The sequence below is a fragment of the Micromonospora sp. URMC 103 genome (genome assembly GCF_051386435.1).
Taxonomy (GTDB): Bacteria; Actinomycetota; Actinomycetes; order Mycobacteriales; family Micromonosporaceae; genus Micromonospora.
In genome coordinates this window covers 2523263-2543032 of the sequence record NZ_JBPQTR010000005.1, presented here as the reverse complement: position 1 = coordinate 2543032, position 19770 = coordinate 2523263, and the positions used below count along the sequence as shown (strand labels likewise).

Annotated in this window: 22 protein-coding genes and 1 other RNA gene; 15 read left to right on the top strand and 8 right to left on the bottom strand. The window is 72.4% G+C overall.

Features of this window, described 5'->3' with window-relative positions; translation table 11 throughout:
• The first annotated feature begins 230 nt into the window (after positions 1-230).
• Positions 231-473 (top strand): DUF3311 domain-containing protein, encoded by a 243-nt coding sequence (locus ACSNOA_RS24920; protein ID WP_436661886.1) that lies wholly within the window; start codon positions 231-233, stop codon positions 471-473.
• Complete coding sequence (mctP, locus tag ACSNOA_RS24915) at positions 473-2122, top strand: monocarboxylate uptake permease MctP (protein WP_436661884.1); 1650 nt, start codon at positions 473-475, stop codon at positions 2120-2122. The genes ACSNOA_RS24920 and mctP overlap by 1 nt, the downstream gene beginning before the upstream one ends.
• Positions 2123-2236: 114 nt before the next feature.
• On the opposite strand, the gene ACSNOA_RS24910 is transcribed toward mctP, so the two are convergent.
• Positions 2237-2710 carry a MarR family winged helix-turn-helix transcriptional regulator gene (locus ACSNOA_RS24910; RefSeq protein ID WP_436661882.1) on the bottom strand — a complete coding sequence of 158 codons (474 nt, stop codon included), beginning with the start codon at positions 2708-2710 and terminating at the stop codon, positions 2237-2239.
• Between the two features lie 56 nt (positions 2711-2766).
• Between ACSNOA_RS24910 and ACSNOA_RS24905 the strand changes: the two genes are divergently transcribed.
• Positions 2767-3999 carry an MFS transporter gene (locus tag ACSNOA_RS24905; protein WP_436661881.1) on the top strand — a complete coding sequence of 411 codons (1233 nt, stop codon included), beginning with the start codon at positions 2767-2769 and terminating at the stop codon, positions 3997-3999.
• Between the two features lie 172 nt (positions 4000-4171).
• Here ACSNOA_RS24905 and ACSNOA_RS24900 read toward each other — a convergent pair whose 3' ends face one another.
• A complete protein-coding gene (locus ACSNOA_RS24900; RefSeq protein WP_436661879.1) occupies positions 4172-4933 on the bottom strand; it encodes a sulfite exporter TauE/SafE family protein in 762 nt (253 codons plus the stop codon).
• 237 nt (positions 4934-5170) lie between these two features.
• Here ACSNOA_RS24900 and rnpB point away from each other — a divergent pair.
• The 6 genes from rnpB (at position 5171) to ACSNOA_RS24870 (ending at position 9008) form a co-directional block, all read left to right on the top strand.
• Positions 5171-5584: RNase P RNA component class A (gene rnpB / locus ACSNOA_RS24895), an RNA gene on the top strand.
• A gap of 461 nt (positions 5585-6045) precedes the next feature.
• Entirely contained in the window at positions 6046-7089 is a 1044-nt protein-coding gene (locus ACSNOA_RS24890; RefSeq protein ID WP_436661878.1) for a DUF4034 domain-containing protein, read from the top strand.
• A 252-nt stretch (positions 7090-7341) separates the two neighbouring features.
• Positions 7342-7797 carry a hypothetical protein gene (locus ACSNOA_RS24885; RefSeq protein ID WP_436661876.1) on the top strand — a complete coding sequence of 152 codons (456 nt, stop codon included), beginning with the start codon at positions 7342-7344 and terminating at the stop codon, positions 7795-7797.
• Positions 7798-7948: 151 nt separating this feature from the next.
• Positions 7949-8344: an NUDIX domain-containing protein gene (locus ACSNOA_RS24880; RefSeq protein ID WP_436661874.1), complete on the top strand. Its 396-nt coding sequence runs from the start codon at positions 7949-7951 to the stop codon at positions 8342-8344.
• A 113-nt stretch (positions 8345-8457) separates the two neighbouring features.
• Entirely contained in the window at positions 8458-8586 is a 129-nt protein-coding gene (locus ACSNOA_RS24875; protein ID WP_436661872.1) for a hypothetical protein, read from the top strand.
• A gap of 62 nt (positions 8587-8648) precedes the next feature.
• Positions 8649-9008, top strand: a complete 360-nt coding sequence (locus tag ACSNOA_RS24870) for a hypothetical protein (RefSeq protein ID WP_436661870.1) — start codon at positions 8649-8651, stop codon at positions 9006-9008.
• A gap of 65 nt (positions 9009-9073) precedes the next feature.
• Here ACSNOA_RS24870 and ACSNOA_RS24865 read toward each other — a convergent pair whose 3' ends face one another.
• From ACSNOA_RS24865 to sigJ, 3 genes are all read right to left on the bottom strand, one after another.
• Positions 9074-9523, bottom strand: a complete 450-nt coding sequence (locus ACSNOA_RS24865; protein ID WP_436661869.1) for an iron chaperone — start codon at positions 9521-9523, stop codon at positions 9074-9076.
• A 292-nt stretch (positions 9524-9815) separates the two neighbouring features.
• Positions 9816-10145 (bottom strand): hypothetical protein, encoded by a 330-nt coding sequence (locus ACSNOA_RS24860; protein WP_436661867.1) that lies wholly within the window; start codon positions 10143-10145, stop codon positions 9816-9818.
• Between the two features lie 229 nt (positions 10146-10374).
• Positions 10375-11250 carry an RNA polymerase sigma factor SigJ gene (gene sigJ / locus ACSNOA_RS24855; protein ID WP_436661865.1) on the bottom strand — a complete coding sequence of 292 codons (876 nt, stop codon included), beginning with the start codon at positions 11248-11250 and terminating at the stop codon, positions 10375-10377.
• 101 nt (positions 11251-11351) lie between these two features.
• Here sigJ and ACSNOA_RS24850 point away from each other — a divergent pair, with 101 nt between their 5' ends.
• Positions 11352-12122 (top strand): SDR family oxidoreductase, encoded by a 771-nt coding sequence (locus tag ACSNOA_RS24850; RefSeq protein ID WP_436661863.1) that lies wholly within the window; start codon positions 11352-11354, stop codon positions 12120-12122.
• 66 nt (positions 12123-12188) lie between these two features.
• The gene (locus ACSNOA_RS24845; RefSeq protein ID WP_436661861.1) at positions 12189-12569 is read left to right on the top strand and encodes a VOC family protein; all 381 of its coding nucleotides are present in this window, start codon (positions 12189-12191) and stop codon (positions 12567-12569) included.
• Positions 12570-12626: 57 nt separating this feature from the next.
• Here ACSNOA_RS24845 and ACSNOA_RS24840 read toward each other — a convergent pair whose 3' ends face one another.
• Positions 12627-13121, bottom strand: a complete 495-nt coding sequence (locus tag ACSNOA_RS24840; RefSeq protein ID WP_436661859.1) for an NUDIX hydrolase — start codon at positions 13119-13121, stop codon at positions 12627-12629.
• Between the two features lie 171 nt (positions 13122-13292).
• Between ACSNOA_RS24840 and ACSNOA_RS24835 the strand changes: the two genes are divergently transcribed.
• The 4 genes from ACSNOA_RS24835 (at position 13293) to npdG (ending at position 16775) form a co-directional block, all read left to right on the top strand.
• Complete coding sequence (locus ACSNOA_RS24835) at positions 13293-13496, top strand: hypothetical protein (RefSeq protein ID WP_436661857.1); 204 nt, start codon at positions 13293-13295, stop codon at positions 13494-13496.
• Positions 13497-13579: 83 nt separating this feature from the next.
• Entirely contained in the window at positions 13580-14365 is a 786-nt protein-coding gene (locus tag ACSNOA_RS24830) for a histone (RefSeq protein ID WP_436661856.1), read from the top strand.
• Between the two features lie 193 nt (positions 14366-14558).
• Positions 14559-15989, top strand: a complete 1431-nt coding sequence (locus tag ACSNOA_RS24825; RefSeq protein ID WP_436661854.1) for an RNB domain-containing ribonuclease — start codon at positions 14559-14561, stop codon at positions 15987-15989.
• An 87-nt stretch (positions 15990-16076) separates the two neighbouring features.
• Entirely contained in the window at positions 16077-16775 is a 699-nt protein-coding gene (gene npdG / locus ACSNOA_RS24820) for an NADPH-dependent F420 reductase (RefSeq protein WP_436661852.1), read from the top strand.
• Between the two features lie 88 nt (positions 16776-16863).
• Here npdG and panB read toward each other — a convergent pair whose 3' ends face one another.
• Both panB and ACSNOA_RS24810 read right to left on the bottom strand, forming a co-directional pair.
• Entirely contained in the window at positions 16864-17709 is an 846-nt protein-coding gene (panB, locus tag ACSNOA_RS24815) for a 3-methyl-2-oxobutanoate hydroxymethyltransferase (protein ID WP_436661850.1), read from the bottom strand.
• A 135-nt stretch (positions 17710-17844) separates the two neighbouring features.
• Entirely contained in the window at positions 17845-19605 is a 1761-nt protein-coding gene (locus ACSNOA_RS24810; protein WP_436661849.1) for an NAD+ synthase, read from the bottom strand.
• Positions 19606-19770 lie beyond the last annotated feature (165 nt).

Below are 19770 nucleotides of genomic sequence, written 5' to 3'. Positions count from 1 at the left end.
GCTGAAGAGCGGGTGGGCGGGCCCGGGCGCCGGTGGGCGCCCGGGCCGGTCGGCTCGTCCGGCCGTCCCTCGCCAGGGCGGGAAAGGGCGACCCGCCCGGTACGCCGTTCGGCGCAGCCCGCCCGCCGTTCGGCGCACGGCCTCCCGGGCGGGGAGCGTGACCGCGATCACAGGGTCGTAACCTCCGGCCGTTACGACGCGAGTTACGACTTCCCGGAGGTGTGTCACACATGGCTGCACCCGAACCGGACGCGCCCCCGACGGTGCGGTCCAGGGCGAAGGACAAGAGTCCCTGGAACTGGCTGCTCCTCATTCCGATCGTGGTGCCGCTCGTCCCGGCGTTCTTCAACGGGGACTCTCCCCGTCTTCTGGGCTTCCCGCGCTTCTACTGGCTCCAGCTCGCCTACATCATCCTGGGCGTGGCCACCACCACCCTGGTCTACCAGCTCACGAAGAAGCGGGGTGACCGCTGATGTGGCGCGACCACCTCACCGAGATCATCGTCTTCAGCCTGCTGTTCCTGCTCGTCAGCGCGATGGGTTTCGTGGCCGCCCGGTGGCGCGCCCCGAAGGACATGGCCCACCTCGACGAGTGGGGCCTGGGCGGGCGCAGCTTCGGCGGCTGGATCACCTGGTTCCTCGTGGGCGGTGACCTCTACACCGCGTACACCTTCGTGGCGGTGCCGGCGCTCGTGTTCGGCGCGGGAGCCATGGGCTTCTTCGCCGTGCCGTACACCATCGTGATCTACCCGCTGGTGTTCCTCGTGCTCGTCCGGCTCTGGTCGGTGTCGCACCGGCACGGCTTCGTGACACCGGCCGACTTCGTCCGCAGCCGGTTCGACTCGCCGGTGCTCGCGCTGCTGATCGCGATCACGGGCATCGTGGCGACGATGCCGTACATCGCGTTGCAGCTGGTCGGCATCGAGGCCGTGCTCAAGACGATGGGGGTCACGGGGGAGAGCACGCTCGCCCGGCACCTGCCGATCATCGTGGCGTTCGCCATCCTGGCCGCCTACACCTACCAGTCCGGCCTGCGGGCGCCCGCGCTGATCGCGTTCGTCAAGGACTCGCTCATCTACATCGTGATCCTGGTGGCGATCTTCTACCTGCCGTACAAGCTCGGCGGCTGGGGCGACATCTTCGGGGCCGCCGACGCGAAGTTCGACGCGTCACCGGCGCCCGGCGACGGCGTGCTGCTCAACGCCAACAACCAGCTCCAGTACGTGACGCTGGCGTTCGGCTCGGCGCTCGCGCTCTTCCTCTACCCGCACAGCCTCACCGGCGTGCTGGCCAGCCGGAACCGGGACGTGATCAAGCGGAACATGTCCGCGCTGCCCGCGTACAGCCTGCTGCTCGGGCTCATCGCGCTGCTCGGTTACATGGCCATCGCGGCCGGGGTGAAGCCGCTGCCCGGGGCGAGCGCCGGCAGCACGGACAGCAACACGATCGTGCCGCTGCTGTTCGACCAGCAGTTCCCGGACTGGTTCGCGGGCGTCGCGTACGCGGCCATCGGCATCGGCGCGCTCGTGCCGGCGGCGATCATGTCGATCGCGGCGGCGAACCTGTTCACCCGCAACATCTACAAGGAGTACCTGAAGCGGGACGCCACCCCGGCGCAGGAGGCGAACGTCTCGAAGATCACCTCGCTGGTGGTGAAGGTCGGCGCGGTGGCCTGCATCGTCTTCCTGGACCCGCAGTTCTCCATCGACCTCCAGCTCATCGGCGGCGTGATCATCCTCCAGACGCTGCCCGCCGTGGCGCTCGGCGTCTACACCCGCTGGTTCCACCGGATCGGGCTGGTGGCCGGCTGGGTGGCCGGCATGGGGCTCGGCATGTGGATGCTCTACCAGGTGTCCAGCCCGACCCGGAAGCACTTCGCGGGCTCGGCGTTCCCGCTGGAGAAGTTCGGCTTCGACACCCAGAAGACGATCTACGTGGGCATCGTGGCCGTGGCCGTCAACCTGCTGGTGGCGATCCTGGTGACGCTCGTGCTGCGGGCTACGAAGGTGACCAACGGCGTCGACGGCACCGCGTCGGACGACTACTTCGCCGACGAGGGCGACCCGCGCCTGACGCCCGGCGACCGCCGCGACGCCGACGCGGCACCCGAGCCGGTGGCCTGACCGCCGTACGGCGAGGCCCCCGGGACGGTCGTCCCGGGGGCCTCTCTCTGCCGTGGCGGGGCCGCCGCTCATGCCTGTCGACGGCGCCTGTGGGGGCGGCGCCGGGGCACGCGATCAGTGGCGCGGGCGGTGTTCGAGGGCCTGGTTGAGCCGGTGCAGCATCTCGGCGAGGACGTCCCGGTCCTCCGGGGCCCAGTCGGCCAGGATGTCGCCGTAGAGGCGGGTGCGGGCCGCCTGCACGGCCGCCATGCGTTGCAATCCGGCCGGGGTGGGTGAGACGACCATGCCGCGCCCGTCGCGCGGATCGGGCTTCCGCGAGATCAGGCCGTCGCGCTGCATGGCCGAGACCTGCCGGGTCACCGTCGAGCCGTCGAGGTTGAGCCGGGCGGCGAGCGCCGACACGTTCTGCGGGCCGGCGTCGGCCAGGTGCCGCAGGATCACGTACGCCGCCCGGTCGAGCACCCGGTGCTCGGCGCTGCTGCGCCGGCGCGTGGCCTCGCCGAACCGCATCAGCAGGGCCACCTCGGTCTCGATCCGGCCGAGTGTGACCTCGTCGGCGTCCGTTCCCGTGGAGAGATCCTCGCTCATAGCTGTATGATACAGGAGAACTACCTGTAAGATACAGCTAATTTGGGAGGCGGGAATTGGATCGGCGCGCCGAACCGAACCGCAGTGCCATCTACGCCACCACCCTGGTGGCCTTCCTCGCGATCGCCGGCATCGCGGTGGTCGACCCGATCCTGCCGGCCATCGGCAACGCCATCGGCGTGACCGCCTGGCAGGTCGAACTGCTCTTCACCGCGTACATCGCGGTCATGGCCGTCGGCATGATCCCGGCGACGCTCGCCAGCGGCCGCTTCGGCTTCAAGCCGGTGCTCGTCACCGGGGTGTCCGTGGTCGGCCTCGCGGCCATTCTCGCCTCGTTCAGCAACAACATCGTCCAACTGAGTGTGCTGCGCGGCATCTGGGGCCTCGGCAACGCGATGTTCTTCGCCACCGCCATGGTGGTGCTGGTCAACCTGGCCCTCGACCGGGAGTGGGTGGTCGGGCTCTTCGAGACCGCCCTCGGCCTGGGCTTCGCGGTCGGCCCGCTCATCGGCGGCCTGCTCGGCAAGGTGAGCTGGCGGCTGCCCTTCTTCGTGTGCGGCGTGTTCATGGTGCTCGCCCTCGGGGTGGCCGCCCGCAAGCTGCGCGAGCCCGCCAACCGGCAGGCGCCCGTACGGGTCGGGCAGATCTTCGCCACCTACCGCCGGCCCGCGTTCATCGCGCTCTGCGTGGTCACCGCCGCCTACAACTTCGTCTTCTTCGTGGTGCTCGGCTACACGCCGCTCTTCCTGGGCCTCGACGTCGTCCCGCTGGGGCTCGCGTTCACCGGCTGGGGCCTCGGCCTGGCCGCCGGAATCCTGCTGATCGGGCACCGGCTCGCGCACCGGATCGGAGCAGTGCAGACCATCGGCGTCGCGATCGTCGGGCTGCTCGTCTGCATGGCGCTCTTCGCCACCTCGACCGGCACCGCGGAGTCGCTGGTCGTGCTCGTCCTCTCCGGGCTCTGCATGGGCCTGGCCAACGCCAACCTCACCGACCTGGCGCTCGGCCTCGGCTCCCGTGACCGTCGGGTGGCCACCGGCGCGTTCAACCTGGTCCGGTGGGGCGCCGCCGCCCCCGCGCCGATCATCGCGGGCAAGCTCGCCGAGCACTCGCTGGCGCTGCCCTACTGGGTGGGCTTCGGCGTGCTCGCCGTCGGCGTACTGGCCTACCTCGCGAGCGCCCACGTGATGGCCGCCGGCTACGGCGAGCGGGTGCTGTGGTCCCGGTGGAACCGGGCCGCCGCCCGTGCCGAGGGCGCGCCCGAGGAGCCGGTCGGCGAGGCGTACTGAGACCACCGTCCCCCCGGCCGGACCGCCCCGTCGTACCGTTCGCGGCGGGGCGGTCTGGCGTCCGGCTGCCTTTCCGGCGCCCCGGCTGCCGTTGCGGGGCGTTCGCGGCGTGTGTGGCCGGCGTGCGTGGCGGGCCGTGGCGCGAGCGTGCGTTTCCGGGCCGCGGCCCGCGTCAGCGCAGGGCCCGCCACAGCAGGTAGAGCCCGATCACCGAACCGAAGATCACGATCACCGTCTTGAGCACCACGGGCGGCAGGCGGCGGACCAGCTTCGCGCCGACGTACCCGCCGAGCAGCGTCGCCGGGGCGACCACCGCCACGGCGGCCCAGTGCACCGGCCCGAACAGGGCGAACACCACCAGAGTGGTCAGACCCACCACGGCGGACAACAGGTTCTTGATGGCGCTGACCTGGGCCAGGGTGGCGTCCAGCACCAGCGCCAGACCGGCGACGAGCATCACCCCGAGCGCCGCGCCGAAGTAGCCGCCGTACACCGCGCCGACCGCGACCATGGCCTGGAGGGTGATGGTGCGCCGGCGCGGCGACAGGTCGCGTGGGTGACCGACCAGCCGGCGCAGCGGATCCTGGAAGGCCAGCACCGCGGTGGCGCCGAGCACCAGGAACGGTACGGCCACCTCGAACGCGCGTGCCGGGGTGGCGAGCAGCACCAGCGACCCGGCGATCGTGCCGAGCACGGTGGTCGGTACCAGAAGGGCCAGCGTGCGCCCGCGCGGCAGGTCCGCCCGGCTCCCCGCCACGCTCGCCACGTACCCCGGAAAGACCGCCACCGAGTTGCTGACGTTCGCCGGCACGGGCGGAAGCCCGACGGCGATCATCGCCGGGAAGGTGATGAGGGAACCACCGCCGGCCACCGCGTTGACCGTGCCCGCGGCGAGGCCGGCGGCGAGCAGCAGCGCGGCGTGGGAGAGATCCATGGTCCCACGAGGCTAGTACCCGGCCCGCCCGTCCGCCCGACCGGTCATCCTGATCTTCCGCTCCCGCCAAGATCGTGCTCGATCCCGGAAGTAGTGCCTTCCACCGACGCCCGAGGCCACTACTTCCACGATCGAGCACGATCTGGGGCCCGCGGGGCGGCGCGTACCGGCGGATCTTGCCAGGGCGGGCCGGCAATAGGCGGCGCGCTGTCGTCGTTAGGATGAGAGCGCGACGGACGAGTCGACCGGGCGGTCGCGTCGGCGGGCTCCGGCCCGCCGCCGAGGAACGTCCGGACTCCACAGGGCAGGGTGGTTGCTAACGGCAACCCGGGGTGACCCGCGGGACAGTGCCACAGAAAACAGACCGCCGACCCCATCGGGGACGGTAAGGGTGAAACGGTGGGGTAAGAGCCCACCAGCACCCCGGGTGACCGGGGTGGCTCGGTAAACCCCACCCGGAGCAAGGCCAAGAATGGGTCGTCGCCCGAAGGATGACGACCCGCGCAGACGCTCGAGGACGGCCCGTCCGATGTCTGCGGGTAGGCCGCAGGAGCCTGCCGGCGACGGTAGGCCGAGATGGATGGCCGCCGCCGGCGCGCGCCTCCGGGCACGCGCCGCGCACAGAATCCGGCGTACAGGTCGACTCGTCCGTCGCCCACCAGGTCGCAGCCTCGATCAAGGCTGCGACCTGACTGTATGCCCTGGCGTCCATGGGTGATGGTGGTCGTCATTGGTCGACCTTCGACGCCCTGTTCACGCACTGACGCCCTGGTGGCGCCCTGATCTTGGTGCCGGTCGCAGCGACCCTCGGATCAAGAGTGCTGCCTCTGGGAGCAAGCCAAACCAGTCCACCTGGGCAAACCCCGACCTTGCTGCCGTGCCCGTGGTGGCCGCCTTGCAGGCTGTTGGGGTCGCGCTGGAGTCAGCTAACGCATTGTGAGGCGGGACGCCGGCTGCCTGCTCAACCCGGTGCGCAGCCTGGATCAACTATCTGAAACGAGTCCACGACCTGCTCGAATCGAACGCGGCGTGATCGGCCCGAAAGACGCGACGGCGGCTGATCGAGCCCGCCCCGGACCGGGCAGCCGACCTGAGACCAGTACGGTCGTGCCGTGCGACTCTTCCACCAGGATCCGAACTCAAAGTTGGATCTCCATCCGGCGCAGGACGATGCGGCACTGCGGGCGACCTGCGACGCGGTCGCCGGGGGCGACTGGACCGCCGCCCGCGACCTGTTGGCGGCGCACCGCACCGACTTCGACCGTCGAGCACGCCATCTCTGGGTCCTGGCGGAATCCGTCACGAACGTCCGATGGGCGACCGGCGGCGCTGCCGGACGTCGGCCGCGGCGACAGCGGTTGGACGTGTCCGACGCCTGGCCCGACCGCTGGTGTCTGGATGAGCCGGAGAATCCGGACGCGGTGCTGATGCGCGCTCGATCGCTGATCGCCCGTGCCTGGGAGGTGCGGGGCAGCGGCTGGGCGAAGTCCGTTGGTGCCGGGAGATTCGAGGAGTTCCACCAGACTCTCCTGATGGCGGTGCCGCTCTGCCACCGGGCCGCCCGGCTCGCCCCGCAGGACCCGACGCCCTGGGCGGTGCTGCTCCTGCTGATCACGGCCCTCGGCGGCAGCCGGTCGGATTTCGACCGGTGCTGGGCGGAGGTGATCGCCCGGGATCCGTTCCACCGGGAGGCGCACAACTTCCGCCTGATGTACCTGTGCCAGAAGTGGCGCGGCTCGCACCAGGAGATGTTCGCGTTCGCCAGGTCGGTGGCGGCCGCGGCGCCGCCGGGGTCGCCGTTGCACATCCTGCCCGTGCAGGCGAACGCCGAGTGGGGGCTGTGGGTGCTCGACCGCGACGGCATCCGTGCAGGGCAGCATGTCTACCGCACCTGGCTGCAGAACCCGATCTACCACGCCGAGTTGGACAACGCCCTGCGGCATTGGTTCGCCGTGGCCGATCGCCGGCATGCCATGTGGTATCACGATCTGAACTTCCTGGCGTACGGCCTGTACCGCGCCAACCGGCACGCACAGGCGCGGACGGTGTTCGAGGCGATCGGGCCGTACGCGGAGGAAATTCCCTGGATCTGGGATGTGCACCAGGACGGCGCGGTGGCGTTCCGGGCGGCCAGGCGACGGGCACGCAACGCGTGACTCCGGCCGGTGGTCGGGCATCCGGCGGAATGCCCGGCCGCGCGCCTCACCCGCCGCCAGCCGGCCGTACAGCTCATCGTCAGCGCTCCGCGGCGTCTTGTGCCCCCTGTGTGCCCCACGCCTCCACGAGCCAGCCAGCTTTGAGGAGAACCGGGAGCGGTGGAGCCCCGGGGTCTTCTTGGTCCTGGTCGCCTGTCAATATGGCTGGCCGGCATCGACCGGCCAGATCTGGTGACCGGGACGAGGCGTGTGATGGGGTTCGAGAGGCGGTGGGCGGCGGCCCTGGCTTTGGCAGGCACCACGCTTCTGTCAGGGTGCGGCGGACCACCCCCGGACAAGCGGTCGACGGAGGAACTGCTCGCGATCGGGCAGACGCGACTCGATGAGATCGCTGTCCCGGCGGCCTGGCTCAGTAGGGGCAAGGAAGCCAGGAGGACGCACGGCAAGCTCCGCTGGACCCGCGAGTACCGGGTCAACCTCAGCCCTGAGACGGCGGGCCACGACTTGGAAGATCAGATTGAGGCAGCGGGCTGGAGGCGTGACCACAGGACCTGCCAGGCTGCCAAGGGCATGGTGTGCCGGTCGTACGCGAGGGGCGGACTGACCATCTTGCTGACGGCGAGCGACGGCAGCCCGTGCCCATCGGGCCACTCGGTCTGCGCCGACGTGTCGATGTGGATGATGCAGAACTTTGCGGAGCAGATCTAGGCCGTCCAGCGACACGGGCGCGCAACGGGATGGGCGAACCGCCCGGCGATGGGCCGCCGCGCCGCGTAGCTATCGGATCCGGGCGGATCCGGACGTCTGCGCGTCCCTTGGCTGGAGCCAGCTTGTCCTACCCCTGTGCTCCAATCCCGCCATGCATGTTGTCGTCACAGGCGCACTCGTGGAGAACGGCGCGGTCCTGCTGGTGCACCGCAGTCCCACCCGCCGGGCCTACCCAGATCTCTGGGATCTGCCCGGGGGGCACGTCGAAGCGGGCGAGTCGGAACTACAAGCCCTCGCGCGTGAGCTGCGTGAGGAACTCGGTGTCCACATCGTGACGGAGTCCTGTTCACGGCTGGGTGCCCGGCACGCCGGCAGTGGTGAGAACGCCGTTCGGGTGGGCGTCTGGCAGATCGGAGACTGGGTCGGCTCGCCCACCAACCGTGCACCGGATGAGCATGACGACATCGCATGGGTCGGGGTCAGCGAGCTGGGCGGCCTTCCCCTCGCGCATGGCGACTTGGCGGCACTGGTTCGTCCCTCTGCCTGAGTCGACTCGTCCGTCGCCCGCAGGTCCGCCGCTGTGACTTGCCGGCTGGCCTCGGTACGCCCCGTTGGCCTGGCGGTAACCGCACCATCGCCTTCGGCCCGTAGGGTGCTGCCGTGGACACAAGATCAGGTCGGGCCGTGGGCCTGGTCGGGACCATCGCCGCCGTGGTCGGTGCATGCTGGCTCGCGTTGCTCGCCGACCACGGCTTCGTCAAGGGGAGTTCCTGGCCGCCGTCACGCTGATTGGCGGCCTCCTGCTGCGCATCGAGGCGGGCAGTGCGAGGGTAGCGGCTTACCGTCGGGACATGACCGACCATCCCCGCACCACCGACGACGCCTGGGTACCGGATGCGTGCACGCTGCCGACGGCCGAACGCCCGCTGCGGCTCGCCGAGTTCGACCGGTTCTTCACCGAAGCCGTACGGGGCGTCGACCGGGTGTCGGCGCGGCACCTGCGGTTGCGGCTCGACGGCACGGCCTCGGTGGAGGAGGCGGCGCGGGATCTCACCGCGCGCGAGGCGTCCTGCTGTTCGTTCTTCACCTTCGACCTCTCCCGGTCCGGGGCTGACTCGCTGACCCTGGACGTGCGGGTGCCGCCCGGGCGCGTCGAGGTGCTCGACGCCCTCGCGGCCCGGGCGGCGGCGGCACTCGGGAGCGAGACATGAGCCGCTCGCCCCGGCCGCCGAATGGCCGGACTCGCCCACTCGGCTGGCCTGATGCTTGACCCCGGTCAGCCGACCGCCGTCTCCACCAGCTTTGCGACCTTCTTCTCGACCGCCGGGCTCCACGTGCGGAGCGCGTACGACACCGGCCACAGGTCGCCGTCGTCGAGGGTGGCCGCGTCCTGGAACTCCAGCGTCGAGTAGCGGGTGTTGAACTTGCCCGAGTTCTTGAAGGCGACGACGACCTTGCCGTCCGCGTTCGCGTAGGCGGGCATCCCGTACCAGGTCTTCGGTGACAGGTCCGGGGCCGCGGCGGTCACTGTCGCGTGCACGCGCTCGGCGAGCGCGCGATCGTCCGGCGCCATCTTCGCGATGCTGTCGAGCAGCGCCTGCAGCTCGTCGGCCTTCTTGGCGCCCTTCCGGCCCTGGCCGCGCAGCTCGGCGGCGCGTGCCTTCATGGCGGCGCGCTCCTCCGCGCTGAAGCCGTCGGACTCGGTCGTGGAATTCGTCACGGGCATTCCCGGCTGCCTTTCGCTGTTTCCGGCCGGCGAGTTGCCGGCCGTCTGGAAGCAACGCTAGGCCCGACGGCGGCGTGAGGGCTTCTCGATTCCTGATCGTTTGGCGGGCCGATCGCCGGCAGAGCCCGGAATGCCGGCAGCCGGCGGCGAGGCACTGCGGTCGCGGGTTCTCGTCGGCGAGCGACCGGAGGTTCAGGAGGAGCGCGAGCCCGGTGACGGACAGCGCGGCCATGAGTCGAAACCGCCGGCAGGCGGCCATCGGCGTACGACAAGCGCCACGACGGTCCCCGGCCTACCGGGGCGGAATGCGGTCGACCTCCTGCTCCCAGTGCTTGTTGAACACCTGCGAGATGTGGGTCGCCATCTCGTTGATCTCCCAGCCCCGCAGCTGCACGACGGTGATCTGGAAGGCGAGGCCGGGGCCCTCGAGGATGAGGGACGGCGCGATGTCGCGGGCCCAGGTGGCACCGAAGAATCGGTCCAACTCGGCCAGCGCGGGTCCCATGACCCGATCGCACAGGTCGTCGACGAACTCCTGAGAACACCGCTGCTTCCGCCACGAGTCGGTGAGGACGACGTGCGCGACGGCTTCCCGAGGGCGACCGGATCTTCCGAGAGGCATGCGACTCATCGTCGAACAGCACCTTGGGTGGAATCAAGGGTTGTCGCTGGGGCGCCGACTTCTCGGCGCTCTGCAGCTTGAGGCCCCACGTGTACTTCGGTGTCTCCCGAGGCGTTGGGGGTAGGGGAGCCCCAACCTCGCGGACCGGCGTTACCCGGCTCCAACGGTCACATGGCCACGGTCCCTACGTGTCCTGAAGGGACGGCGGAGGGGATCGATTCGACCCGGGTCACCGCGCGGTCAGGTCGAGGTCGCGCAGCCGGCGGGGGTCGGAGAGCACGTCGATGGCCACGATCCGGCCGCCGGCCACCGTGAAGCCCATGACGGACAGGGGGTGACCGTTCGCCGAGACGACGACGCCGGCGGCGCCGTTGACGAGCGCCGGCCGGACGAACGGCGCGAGCCGCGTGAACATCACGGCCTGGGCGGCGACCTGCCGCGCGCCGCGCAGCGTGACGGTCTGGCGGGCGCGTTCGCCGCCGTCGGCACGGAGCACCACGTCCGGGTCCAGCACGGCGACCAGCGCGTCGAAGTCACCGTCGTGCGAGGCGGCGAAGAACGCGTCCACGACGTCACGCTGCCGGGCGAGGTCCGGGTCCGGCGCGGGCGCCTGCCCCTGTACGCGACGGCGGGCGCGGCTGGCGAGCTGGCGGGCCGCGGCCGGCGACCGCTCGATCAGGGGCGCGATCTCCTCGAACGGCACGGCGAACATGTCGTGAAGCACGAACGCGAGCCGCTCGGCGGGCGCCAGCGTCTCGAGCACCACGAGCAGCGCCAATCCCACCGAGTCGGCCAGCAACGCCTCCTGCTCCGGATCGGCGCCCGACTCGGGGCTGACGATCGGGTCGGGCACGTGGACGTCCAGCGGCTCCTCGCGCCGGTGTCGTCGGGAGCGCAGCATGTTGAGGCAGACCCGACCGACCACGGTGGTGAGCCACGCCCGGAGGTTCGCCACGTCGCCGGCGTCCGCGCGGCTGACCCGTAGCCAGGCCTCCTGCACCGCGTCGTCCGCCTCGCTGACCGACCCGAGCATCCGGTAGGCCACCGCCCGCAGCCGGGTCCGGTGCTCCTCGAACCTCTCGGTCAACCACTCGCTCTCGTGCACCTGTCACACGCCTCTCGTTCCGGGTGTCCCACCAGTAGACCCGCGAACGCGGGCCGACGTGACCGGGAGATCAGCTCCCGGAGGACGGAACGGAGACAATCATGGCCTCATCCGTACTGGTCACCGGCGGCACGGGCACCCTCGGCCGCCTCGTCGTGCCGTTGCTGCGCGACACCGGCCACGACGTGCGCGTGCTCAGCCGCCACCGCCCCGACGTGGGCGTGGACGGCGTCGAGTATCGGGCCGGTGACCTGAGCACGGGCCAGGGTGTCGAGCCCGCCGTGGCGGGGACGGACATCGTCGTGCACCTGGCCGGCGGACCGAAGGGCGACGACGAGGCGACCCGCGTCGTGGCGCGGGCGGCGTCGCGCGCCGGCGTACGGCACCTCGTGTACATCTCGGTGGTCGGGGCCGACCGGGTGCCGGTGGGCTGGCTCCGGACGAAGCTGGCCGCCGAACGGGCGGTCGCCGACTCCGGGGTGCCGTGGACGACCCTGCGCGCCGCGCAGTTTCACGACCTCGTCCTCACGGTCGCCGGAAAGCTCGCGAAGCTGCCGGTCGTACCGGTGCCGCGCGGCCTGCGATTCGAGCCGGTGGACGCCCGCGACGTGGCCGACCGGCTCGTCGAGCTCACGCTGGGCCGGCCGTCCGGCCTCGTCCCCGAGCTGGCGGGACCCCGGGTGTACGAGATGGGGGAGCTGCTCGGCGGCTACCTGCGGGCGCGCGGCGTCCGCCGGCCGACGGTGCCCGTTCCGCTGCCGGGTAGGGCCGGTCGGGCCTACCGGACGGGTGCGAACCTGGCCCGTGGCGGGGCCACCGTCGGGAAGCGGAGCTGGGAGGACTTCCTGGCCGAGCGGGTCTCGGCCCGCTGAGCCGTCGGCGGGCCCGGTGTCGCTCACCCCGCCCCCCTCAAGACGTCGACGGTTATCCTGCGCGGCATGCATCGAAGCCGTGTCTACGCCCTGCTCATCGACGCCCCTCGGGACGAGGCGGACGGAGCGGCCGCGTTCTGGTCGGCGGCGCTCGGCGTGCCCGCCGAGCGCTACGCTCCCGAGCCGCAGTTCACGAGCCTCCACGACGCGCTGCCGGGGCTCGTCGTGGCCGTGCAGGCGGTCGACGACGCGCCCCGGTTCCACCTCGACATCGAGACCGACGACGTCGAGGTGGAGACGGCCCGGCTCGTCGCCCTGGGGGCGACCCAGGTGAACCGCTGGCAGGAGTGCCGCATCCTGCGCGCGCCCGGCGGGCACCTGCTCTGCGTGCTGCCGGTGGAGAGCGCTCCGGAGGTGTTCGACGCCGAGGCGAAGACCTGGCCCTGATCCGCCGCAGCGCCCGGACCGGCCGGGCCGTCCCGGCGCGGCTTGCGGCGTCCCGGACTAGTCGCCGTCACTCCAGACCGCGCCGGGCGGCAGGTACCAGACGTCGTGCACGGGGTCGAGGGCGTGGCGGATGACGAGTCGCGCGTGCGCGTCCAGCTCCGGTAGCCGGTCCGGCGCGAACCACTCCACCGCGTCGGACTCGTCGTCGTTGACCCGGGCGGTGCCGCCGAGCAGCCGGCACCGGAAGCCCAGGTTCAGGTACTCGCAGCGGTCGCCGTTGGGGTAGGTGTGCGGGTGGGAGACGACGCTGGCGAGCCGAACCGGTTCCACGTCCAGACCGGTCTCCTCGCGGACCTCGCGGACCACCGCGGTGGCGGGCTGCTCGCCCGGCTCGACGAAGCCGCTGACGACCGACCAGCGGCCGTCGTCGGAACGCTTGCCGAGCAGCAGCTCGCCGGCCTCGTTACGGACCACGGCGCTCACGCTCGGCAGCCAGAGCAGGTCGTGGCCGACGTGCTTGCGCATCTGCCGGATGTAGTCGGGTACGCCCACCACGCGACCCTAACCCGGCCCGCTCGGCCCGGCGGGGGCCTCCCGCGACGGGTATCGAACCGATTTGCCGGATTCTGGCCCGCGCCGTCGCGAGCGGATCTACTGTGGAGAGCGGCGGCGACTTGTGGTGTTCCGGTGGCGGTCGGGTGGTTCGCGGTGCACAGTGATCCCATGAGCGACAGCGGACGTGGTGGGCACTACTACTGGTGCACCCGACACCACCGGGTCGAGACCGACGCCGACGTGTGCCCGGCGAGGTACGTCCTCGGCCCGTACGCATCGGCCGCCGAAGCGGAGAACGCGCTGCAGCAGGTGCAGGAGCGTAACGAGGCGTGGGACGCGGAGGACGCTCGCTGGGCCGGGGAGGACAGGTAGACGGCGCGGGACCGGCCCGCGTCGAGGTACTCCGTGCTCCGCGAGGAGGCACGCGAGAGCACGTCCCCAAGGAGGGAACCGAGATGGCCGAAGCACAGAAGGCCACCCGCCCGGCTGCCAAACGCACCACCGCGAAGAAGACCGCCGCGGCGGAGCGCAACACGACCGCGGCCCGGAGCACCCCCGCGCGCCGGGCCACCACCGGCACGGCCGCCAAGGCGCCGGCCAAGAAGACGACCGGCGGGGCGGGGCGCGCCCCGGCGAAGAGGACCACCGCGGCCAAGGCCCCCGCCAAGAAGACGGCCACCAAGGCCTCGACCACCGCGCGGAAGACCACCACCACCGCGAAGAAGGCGCCGGCCAAGGCCTCGACGGCTGCGAAGAAGGCCGGCACGACCGCGGGACGGAAGACGACGGCTGCCGCGAAGAAGACGACGGGCGCCGCCAAGCGGACCACCACGGCGGCGGCGAAGAAGACGACGTCGACGGCCCGGAAGACCACGGGGGCGGCCAAGAAGACCGCCACCACCGCGAAGAAGGCGCCGGCCAAGAAGGCACCCGCCAAGAGGACCACGGCGACGGCGCCCGCGAAGAAGGCGCCGGCCAAGAGGACCACGGCGACGGCGCCGGCCAAGAAGGCGCCCGCCAAGAAGACCACGGCAGCGACCCGCCCGGTGGGCGGCGCCCGCACGACGGCGGCGAAGAAGGCCCCGGCCCGGAAGACGACCGGCGCCACCACGGCCACCACGCGGAAGGCGGCCGCCAAGAAGGCGCCGGTACGCAAGACGGCCACCACGGGTCGCCCGGCCTCGGTGCGGGCCACCACCCAACGGGGTGCCACCACGGCGGCCCGCAAGTCCGCCCGCTGACCCGCCGCCACCGGCCGTCCGCGGCCGGTGGCGGTATTCCTCGGCGCCAGGGCCGCCCGTGCCGTGCTGCCGGTGCCTCATGCCCTCTCGCCGCGTCGGCCCGGTCGTCGACGGGCGGCCGTGCCGGGCCCGCGGTCACTGGTGCGCCTCCGCCGGGTCGGGCGGACGACGGCTCGGGTGTCAGGATGGACGCGTGGTCATCCGTCGCGTCCTCGCGCCCCGCATCGACTTCGCCGCGCTCCGCCGTGAGCTGGCACTGCCCGAGGAGTACCCGGCCGAGGCGCTGCGGGAGGCCGAGGCCGCGGCGGCCGACCCGCCGCGCCCCGGCGTCGACCGCACCGACATCCCGTTCCTGACCGTGGACCCGGCCGGGTCGCGCGACCTGGACCAGGCCATGCACCTCGGCCGCCGCGCGGGCGGCGGCTACCGGGTGCGGTACGCGATCGCCGACGTGGCCGCCCACGTCCGCCCCGGCGGCCCGCTGGAGGAGGAGACCTGGCGGCGGGGGCAGACCGTCTACCTGCCGGACGGCAACGTGCCCCTGCACCCGGAGACGCTCAGCGAGGGCGCCGCGAGCCTGCTGCCCGACGTGGACCGCGCCGCCGTGGTGTGGACCATCGACCTGGACGACGACGGCGGGGTCGTCGCCGTCGCGCTGGAACGCGCGCTCGTGCGTAGCCGGGCCAAGTTGGACTACGTCGGCGTGCAGGCCGCGGCCGACGCCGGCACGCTGCCCGAGCCCATCGCCCTGCTGCCCGAGATCGGCGACCGGCTCACCGCCCGCGGTTTGCGCCGCGGCGCCATCAACCTGCCCCTGCCCGAGCAGGAGGTCGAACGCGACGGTGACGGCTGGCGGCTGGTGCTGCGCGGGCCGGCGCCGATGGAGGAGCACAACGCCCAGATCTCCCTGCTCACCGGGATGACGGCGGCCGACATCATGCTCGCCGGGCGGATCGGCCTGCTGCGGACGATGCCCGCTCCGAAGCCGGAGGCTGTGCAGCGCCTGCGTACGGCCGCCGCGCCGCTCGGTGTGGACTGGCCGGACGGGGCGGGTCCGGGCGAGGTCATCGCCGCGCTCGACCCGGCGCAGCCACGGGCGGCGGCCTTCATCGACCAGGCGGCGGAGCTGATGCGTGGCGCCGCGTACACCGCGTTCGACGGCGAGACGCCGCAGCAGCCGGAGCACGGCGGGGTGGCGGCCGCGTACGCCCACGTGACGGCGCCGTTGCGCCGGTTGGCCGACCGGTACGCCACGGAGGTCTGCCTCGCGCTGCACGAGGACCGCCCGGTGCCGGAGTGGGCGCGGGCGGCTCTGCCCCGGCTGCCCGAGGTGATGGCCACGACGGACCGGACGGCGTCCGCGGCCACCCGCGGCGCGGTGGAACTCACCGAGGCCGTGCTGCTCGCGCACCGGGTGGGGGAGACCTTCGAGGCCGCCGTGCTCGACGTCGACGCCCCGCCGAACGGCCGGTCCCGGCCGCGCCCGCCCGGCGGGACGGTGGCCCTGGACACGCCGCCGGTCCGCGCCCGCTGCCTCGGTGACCTGCCGCTCGGCGAGCGGGTCCGGGTCCGCCTCGTCACCGCGGACCCGGCCGCCCGCACGGTCCTCTTCGAACGGGCCTGACGAGTCCTGGCGGCGGGCAGCAGGCAGCGGGAATTGTCACAGCGCCCGGCGATGCTCGCCGCCCGCCGGGTTTGCGAGGATGAGCCCATGGCATACGACGCGAGCACCCTTCCCGACGTGTCCGGGCTGGCCGTCGGCATCATCGGCGGCACCGGTGACCAGGGGCGGGGCCTCGCCTACCGGTTCGCCCGCGTTGGCCAGACCGTGCTCATCGGCTCCCGTTCCGCCGAGCGCGCCGCGCGTTCGGCCGAGGAGATCGCCGCGCTGCCGGGCGTGCCCGCGGGGGGAAGCGTCACCGGGGCGGACAACGACGAGGTGGCCCGCCGCAGCGACGTGGTGATCATCGCGGTGCCGTGGGACGGGCACGCGGCCACCGTCGCGGCGCTCGCCGAACCGCTCGCCGGCAAGATCGTCATCGACTGCGTGAACCCGCTCGGCTTCGACAAGCAGGGCCCGTACGCCCTCCGGGTCGAGGAGGGCAGCGCCGTGCAGCAGGCCGCCGGGCTGCTGCCCGACTCCCGGGTCTGCGCGGCGTTCAACCACGTGAGCGCGCCCCTTCTGGCCGACCCGGAGATCGACCGGATCGATCTCGACGTGCTCATCTGCACCGAGGACCGAGAGCTGGTCGGCGTGGTCGCCGCGCTCGCCGCCCGGATCCCCGGCATGCGGGGGATCTACGCCGGCCGGCTGCGCAACGCCCACCAGATCGAGGCGTTCACCGCCAACCTGATCGCCATCAACAAGCGCTACAAGGCCCACGCCGGCATCCGTGTCACCGACCTCTGACCGCGACCGACCCGGGCGTGGCGGTGTCCGGACGCCCCGGACACCGCCACATCGGTGAGCTGACGGGGACTTCCGGCGGCCCGCCGCCCTAGAACGTGTGCTCGGCCGCCGGGAAGTCGCCGCCGCGCACCTCGTCGGCGAACCGGCGGGTGGCGTCGGCGAGGGTGCCCGCCAGGTCGGCGTACCGCTTCACGAAACGCGGCGTCTTGCCGCTGCGCAGGCCGGCCATGTCCTGCCAGACGAGCACCTGGGCGTCGGTGTCCGGGCCGGCGCCGATGCCCACGGTCGGGATGTGCAGCTCGTTGGTGATCCGCTTGGCGACCACGCCGGGCACCATCTCGAGGACCACCGCGAACGCGCCCGCCTCGGCCACCGCCCGGGCGTCGGCGATGACCTCCTCGGCGGCGTCGCCGCGCCCCTGCACCCGGTACCCGCCGATGGCGTGCTCGCTCTGCGGGGTGAAACCGATGTGCGCCATCACCGGGATGCCGGCGCCGGTGATCGCGGCGATCTGGGCGGCGCAGCGCCGGCCGCCCTCCAGCTTCACCGCGTGGCATCCGCCCTCCTTCATGAACCGGACGGCGGTGCGCAGCGCCTGGGTCGGCCCCTCCTCGTACGAGCCGAACGGCAGGTCGCCGACGATCAGGGCCTGCCGGGTGGCCCGGACCACGGCGCGTACCAGCGGCAGCAGCTCCTCGGCGGTCACCGGGACGGTCGTCTCGTAGCCGAAGACGTTGTTCGCCGCCGAGTCGCCGACCAGCAGCACGGGAATGCCCGCCTGGTCGAAGATCGACGCGGTGTACTGGTCGTACGAGGTGAGCATCGGCCACCGCTCGCCGCGCTCCTTGGCGGCCACGAGGTCGCGGGTGCGGACCCGCCGGGTCGCCGGCCCGCCGTAGAGGGCCGTCACCTCGGTCGGGGTGGACTCCACCATGACTGTCTCCTTCCTCGAGGCCGCGTGCGCGGTCCCCGGGTTCCGCCGCGATCGTCGCACCGGACGACCCCGCGACGGCAGGGCGCAGTGGAGGATTTCACTTCCGTACCGGCCGGGGCGTCCCGGCGTACGCTCTCAGCCGTCCTCGCGCCAGCGGTTGGTGACCGGCAGCCGCCGGTCCCGCCCGAAAGCCTTCATCGAGATCTTCGTGCCGGGCGCGGACTGCCGCCGCTTGTACTCGGCGGTATCCACCATCCGCAGCACCCGGTCGACCACCGCCGGGTCGTGCCCCGCCTCGACCAGCCCGTCGCGGCCGAGGTCGCCGTCGACGTAGCCGATGAGGATCGGGTCGAGGACGTCGTAGTCCGGCAGCGTGTCGCTGTCGAGCTGCCCCGGGCTCAGTTCCGCGCTCGGCGGCTTGCCGATGGAGCTCTCCGGGATCGGCGGGGTCTCGCCCCGCCGGGCGGCGTCGGCGTTACGCCATGTGGCCAGCCGCCAGATGAGCGTCTTCCACACGTCCTTCACCGGGTTGAAGCCGCCCACCGAGTCGCCGTAGAGGGTCGAGTAGCCCACCGCCAACTCGCTCTTGTTGCCGGTGGTCAGCACGAGGTGGCCCTCCTGGTTCGACAGTGCCATCAGGATGACACCGCGCACGCGGGCCTGGAGGTTCTCCACGGCCACGCCGGAGAGCGACATGTTGGCGAGGAAGGTGTCCACCATCGGCTGGATCGGCTCGATCCGGTAGTCCAGCCCGGTGCGCTTGGCCAGGTCGGCGGCGTCCTCCCGGGAGTGCTCCGAGGAGTGCTGGGAGGGCAGCGACACCCCGACCACCCGCTCCGGCCCGAGCGCGTCGACGGCCAGCGCCGCCACCACGGACGAGTCGATGCCGCCGGAGAGGCCGAGCACCACCGACGGGAACCGGTTCTTGTCGACGTAGTCGCGCAGCCCGAGCACCAGCGCGTGCCAGACCTCCGCCTCGTCGGCCACCGGCTCGACGAGCCCGCCGACGGCGCGCGGGCCGTCCGGCGCGGGCAGGCTCTCGCTGACCGTGGCCCGGACAACCCGCAACCGGTCGGCCATCTCGCTGCCCGCGGCGACCGGCTCACCGGCCGCCGCCAGCTCCACGTCGTGCACGAGCAGGTGCTCGACGAACTGCGGCGCACGGGTGAGCAGCTCGCCGTCGGCCGCGACGACCATCGAGTCGCCCTCGAAGACCAGCTCGTCCTGACCGCCGACCATGTTGACGTACGCGATGGGGGCGCCCGCCTCCGCGGCCCGGCGGCGGACCAGCGGCAGCCGGATGTCGTCCTTGTTCAGCTCGTACGGCGAGCCGTTGATGTTGACGACCAGCCCGACGCCGGCCTGGCGGGCCGCCGCGAACGGGCCACCGGCCTGCCACAGGTCCTCGCAGATGGTCAGCGCCACGTCCACCCCGCCGATCCGCACGACGGTGAGCATGTCGCCCGGCACGAAGTAGCGGTCCTCGTCGAAGACGCCGTAGTTGGGCAGGTGGTGCTTGAAGTAGGTGGCCGCCACCGTGCCCCGGTGCAGCAGCGCGGCGGCGTTGCGGGCGCCGCGGCCCGGCTGGGCGTCGCCGGAGACCTGCGGCGGGCCGTCGGCGTCCAGGTAGCCGACCACGACGGGCAGGTCGCCCAGCCCGTCCGCCGCGAGGTCCGCGGCGAGCCGGTCGAGGGCCGCCCGGGACGCCGCCACGAAGGACCGGCGGAACACCAGGTCCTCCACCGGATACCCGGTCAGCGCCATCTCGGGGAACGCGACGAGCTGCGCACCGGCGTCGGCGGCCCGCCGCGTCCACGTCCGGACCAGACGCGCGTTGCCGGCGAGGTCACCGACGGTCGGGTTGACCTGGGACAGGGCGATACGCAGGGTGGGCATGCCCTCATCTTGCCCCAGCCGGGAGTGGCCGACACGGCTGGCGCGGGAGACCCGGACGACCGCGTCCCGGCGCGCCGGACACGGCGGGACGCGCCCGTGGCCGGTCGCGTAACGTCGGCGTAACCGGGCCGGTGGAGACTGGTCGGTCAGGCCGCACCCGGCCGG

Excerpts from the sequence above, each read along its gene's own strand:
- ACSNOA_RS24880 (WP_436661874.1), top strand. The coding sequence starts at position 7,949 with ATGCATGTTGTCGTCACAGGCGCACTCGTGGAGAACGGCGCGGTCCTG.
- ACSNOA_RS24830 (WP_436661856.1), top strand. The coding sequence starts at position 13,580 with ATGGCCGAAGCACAGAAGGCCACCCGCCCGGCTGCCAAACGCACCACC.
- ACSNOA_RS24900 (WP_436661879.1), bottom strand. The coding sequence starts at position 4,933 with ATGGATCTCTCCCACGCCGCGCTGCTGCTCGCCGCCGGCCTCGCCGCG.
- panB (WP_436661850.1), bottom strand. The coding sequence starts at position 17,709 with ATGGTGGAGTCCACCCCGACCGAGGTGACGGCCCTCTACGGCGGGCCG.
- ACSNOA_RS24850 (WP_436661863.1), top strand. The coding sequence starts at position 11,352 with ATGGCCTCATCCGTACTGGTCACCGGCGGCACGGGCACCCTCGGCCGC.
- mctP (WP_436661884.1), top strand. The coding sequence starts at position 473 with ATGTGGCGCGACCACCTCACCGAGATCATCGTCTTCAGCCTGCTGTTC.
- ACSNOA_RS24865 (WP_436661869.1), bottom strand. The coding sequence starts at position 9,523 with ATGCCCGTGACGAATTCCACGACCGAGTCCGACGGCTTCAGCGCGGAG.
- ACSNOA_RS24860 (WP_436661867.1), bottom strand. The coding sequence starts at position 10,145 with ATGCCTCTCGGAAGATCCGGTCGCCCTCGGGAAGCCGTCGCGCACGTC.
- ACSNOA_RS24920 (WP_436661886.1), top strand. The coding sequence starts at position 231 with ATGGCTGCACCCGAACCGGACGCGCCCCCGACGGTGCGGTCCAGGGCG.
- npdG (WP_436661852.1), top strand. The coding sequence starts at position 16,077 with ATGGCATACGACGCGAGCACCCTTCCCGACGTGTCCGGGCTGGCCGTC.
- ACSNOA_RS24910 (WP_436661882.1), bottom strand. The coding sequence starts at position 2,710 with ATGAGCGAGGATCTCTCCACGGGAACGGACGCCGACGAGGTCACACTC.
- ACSNOA_RS24885 (WP_436661876.1), top strand. The coding sequence starts at position 7,342 with ATGGGGTTCGAGAGGCGGTGGGCGGCGGCCCTGGCTTTGGCAGGCACC.
- ACSNOA_RS24835 (WP_436661857.1), top strand. The coding sequence starts at position 13,293 with ATGAGCGACAGCGGACGTGGTGGGCACTACTACTGGTGCACCCGACAC.
- ACSNOA_RS24870 (WP_436661870.1), top strand. The coding sequence starts at position 8,649 with ATGACCGACCATCCCCGCACCACCGACGACGCCTGGGTACCGGATGCG.
- ACSNOA_RS24810 (WP_436661849.1), bottom strand. The coding sequence starts at position 19,605 with ATGCCCACCCTGCGTATCGCCCTGTCCCAGGTCAACCCGACCGTCGGT.
- ACSNOA_RS24845 (WP_436661861.1), top strand. The coding sequence starts at position 12,189 with ATGCATCGAAGCCGTGTCTACGCCCTGCTCATCGACGCCCCTCGGGAC.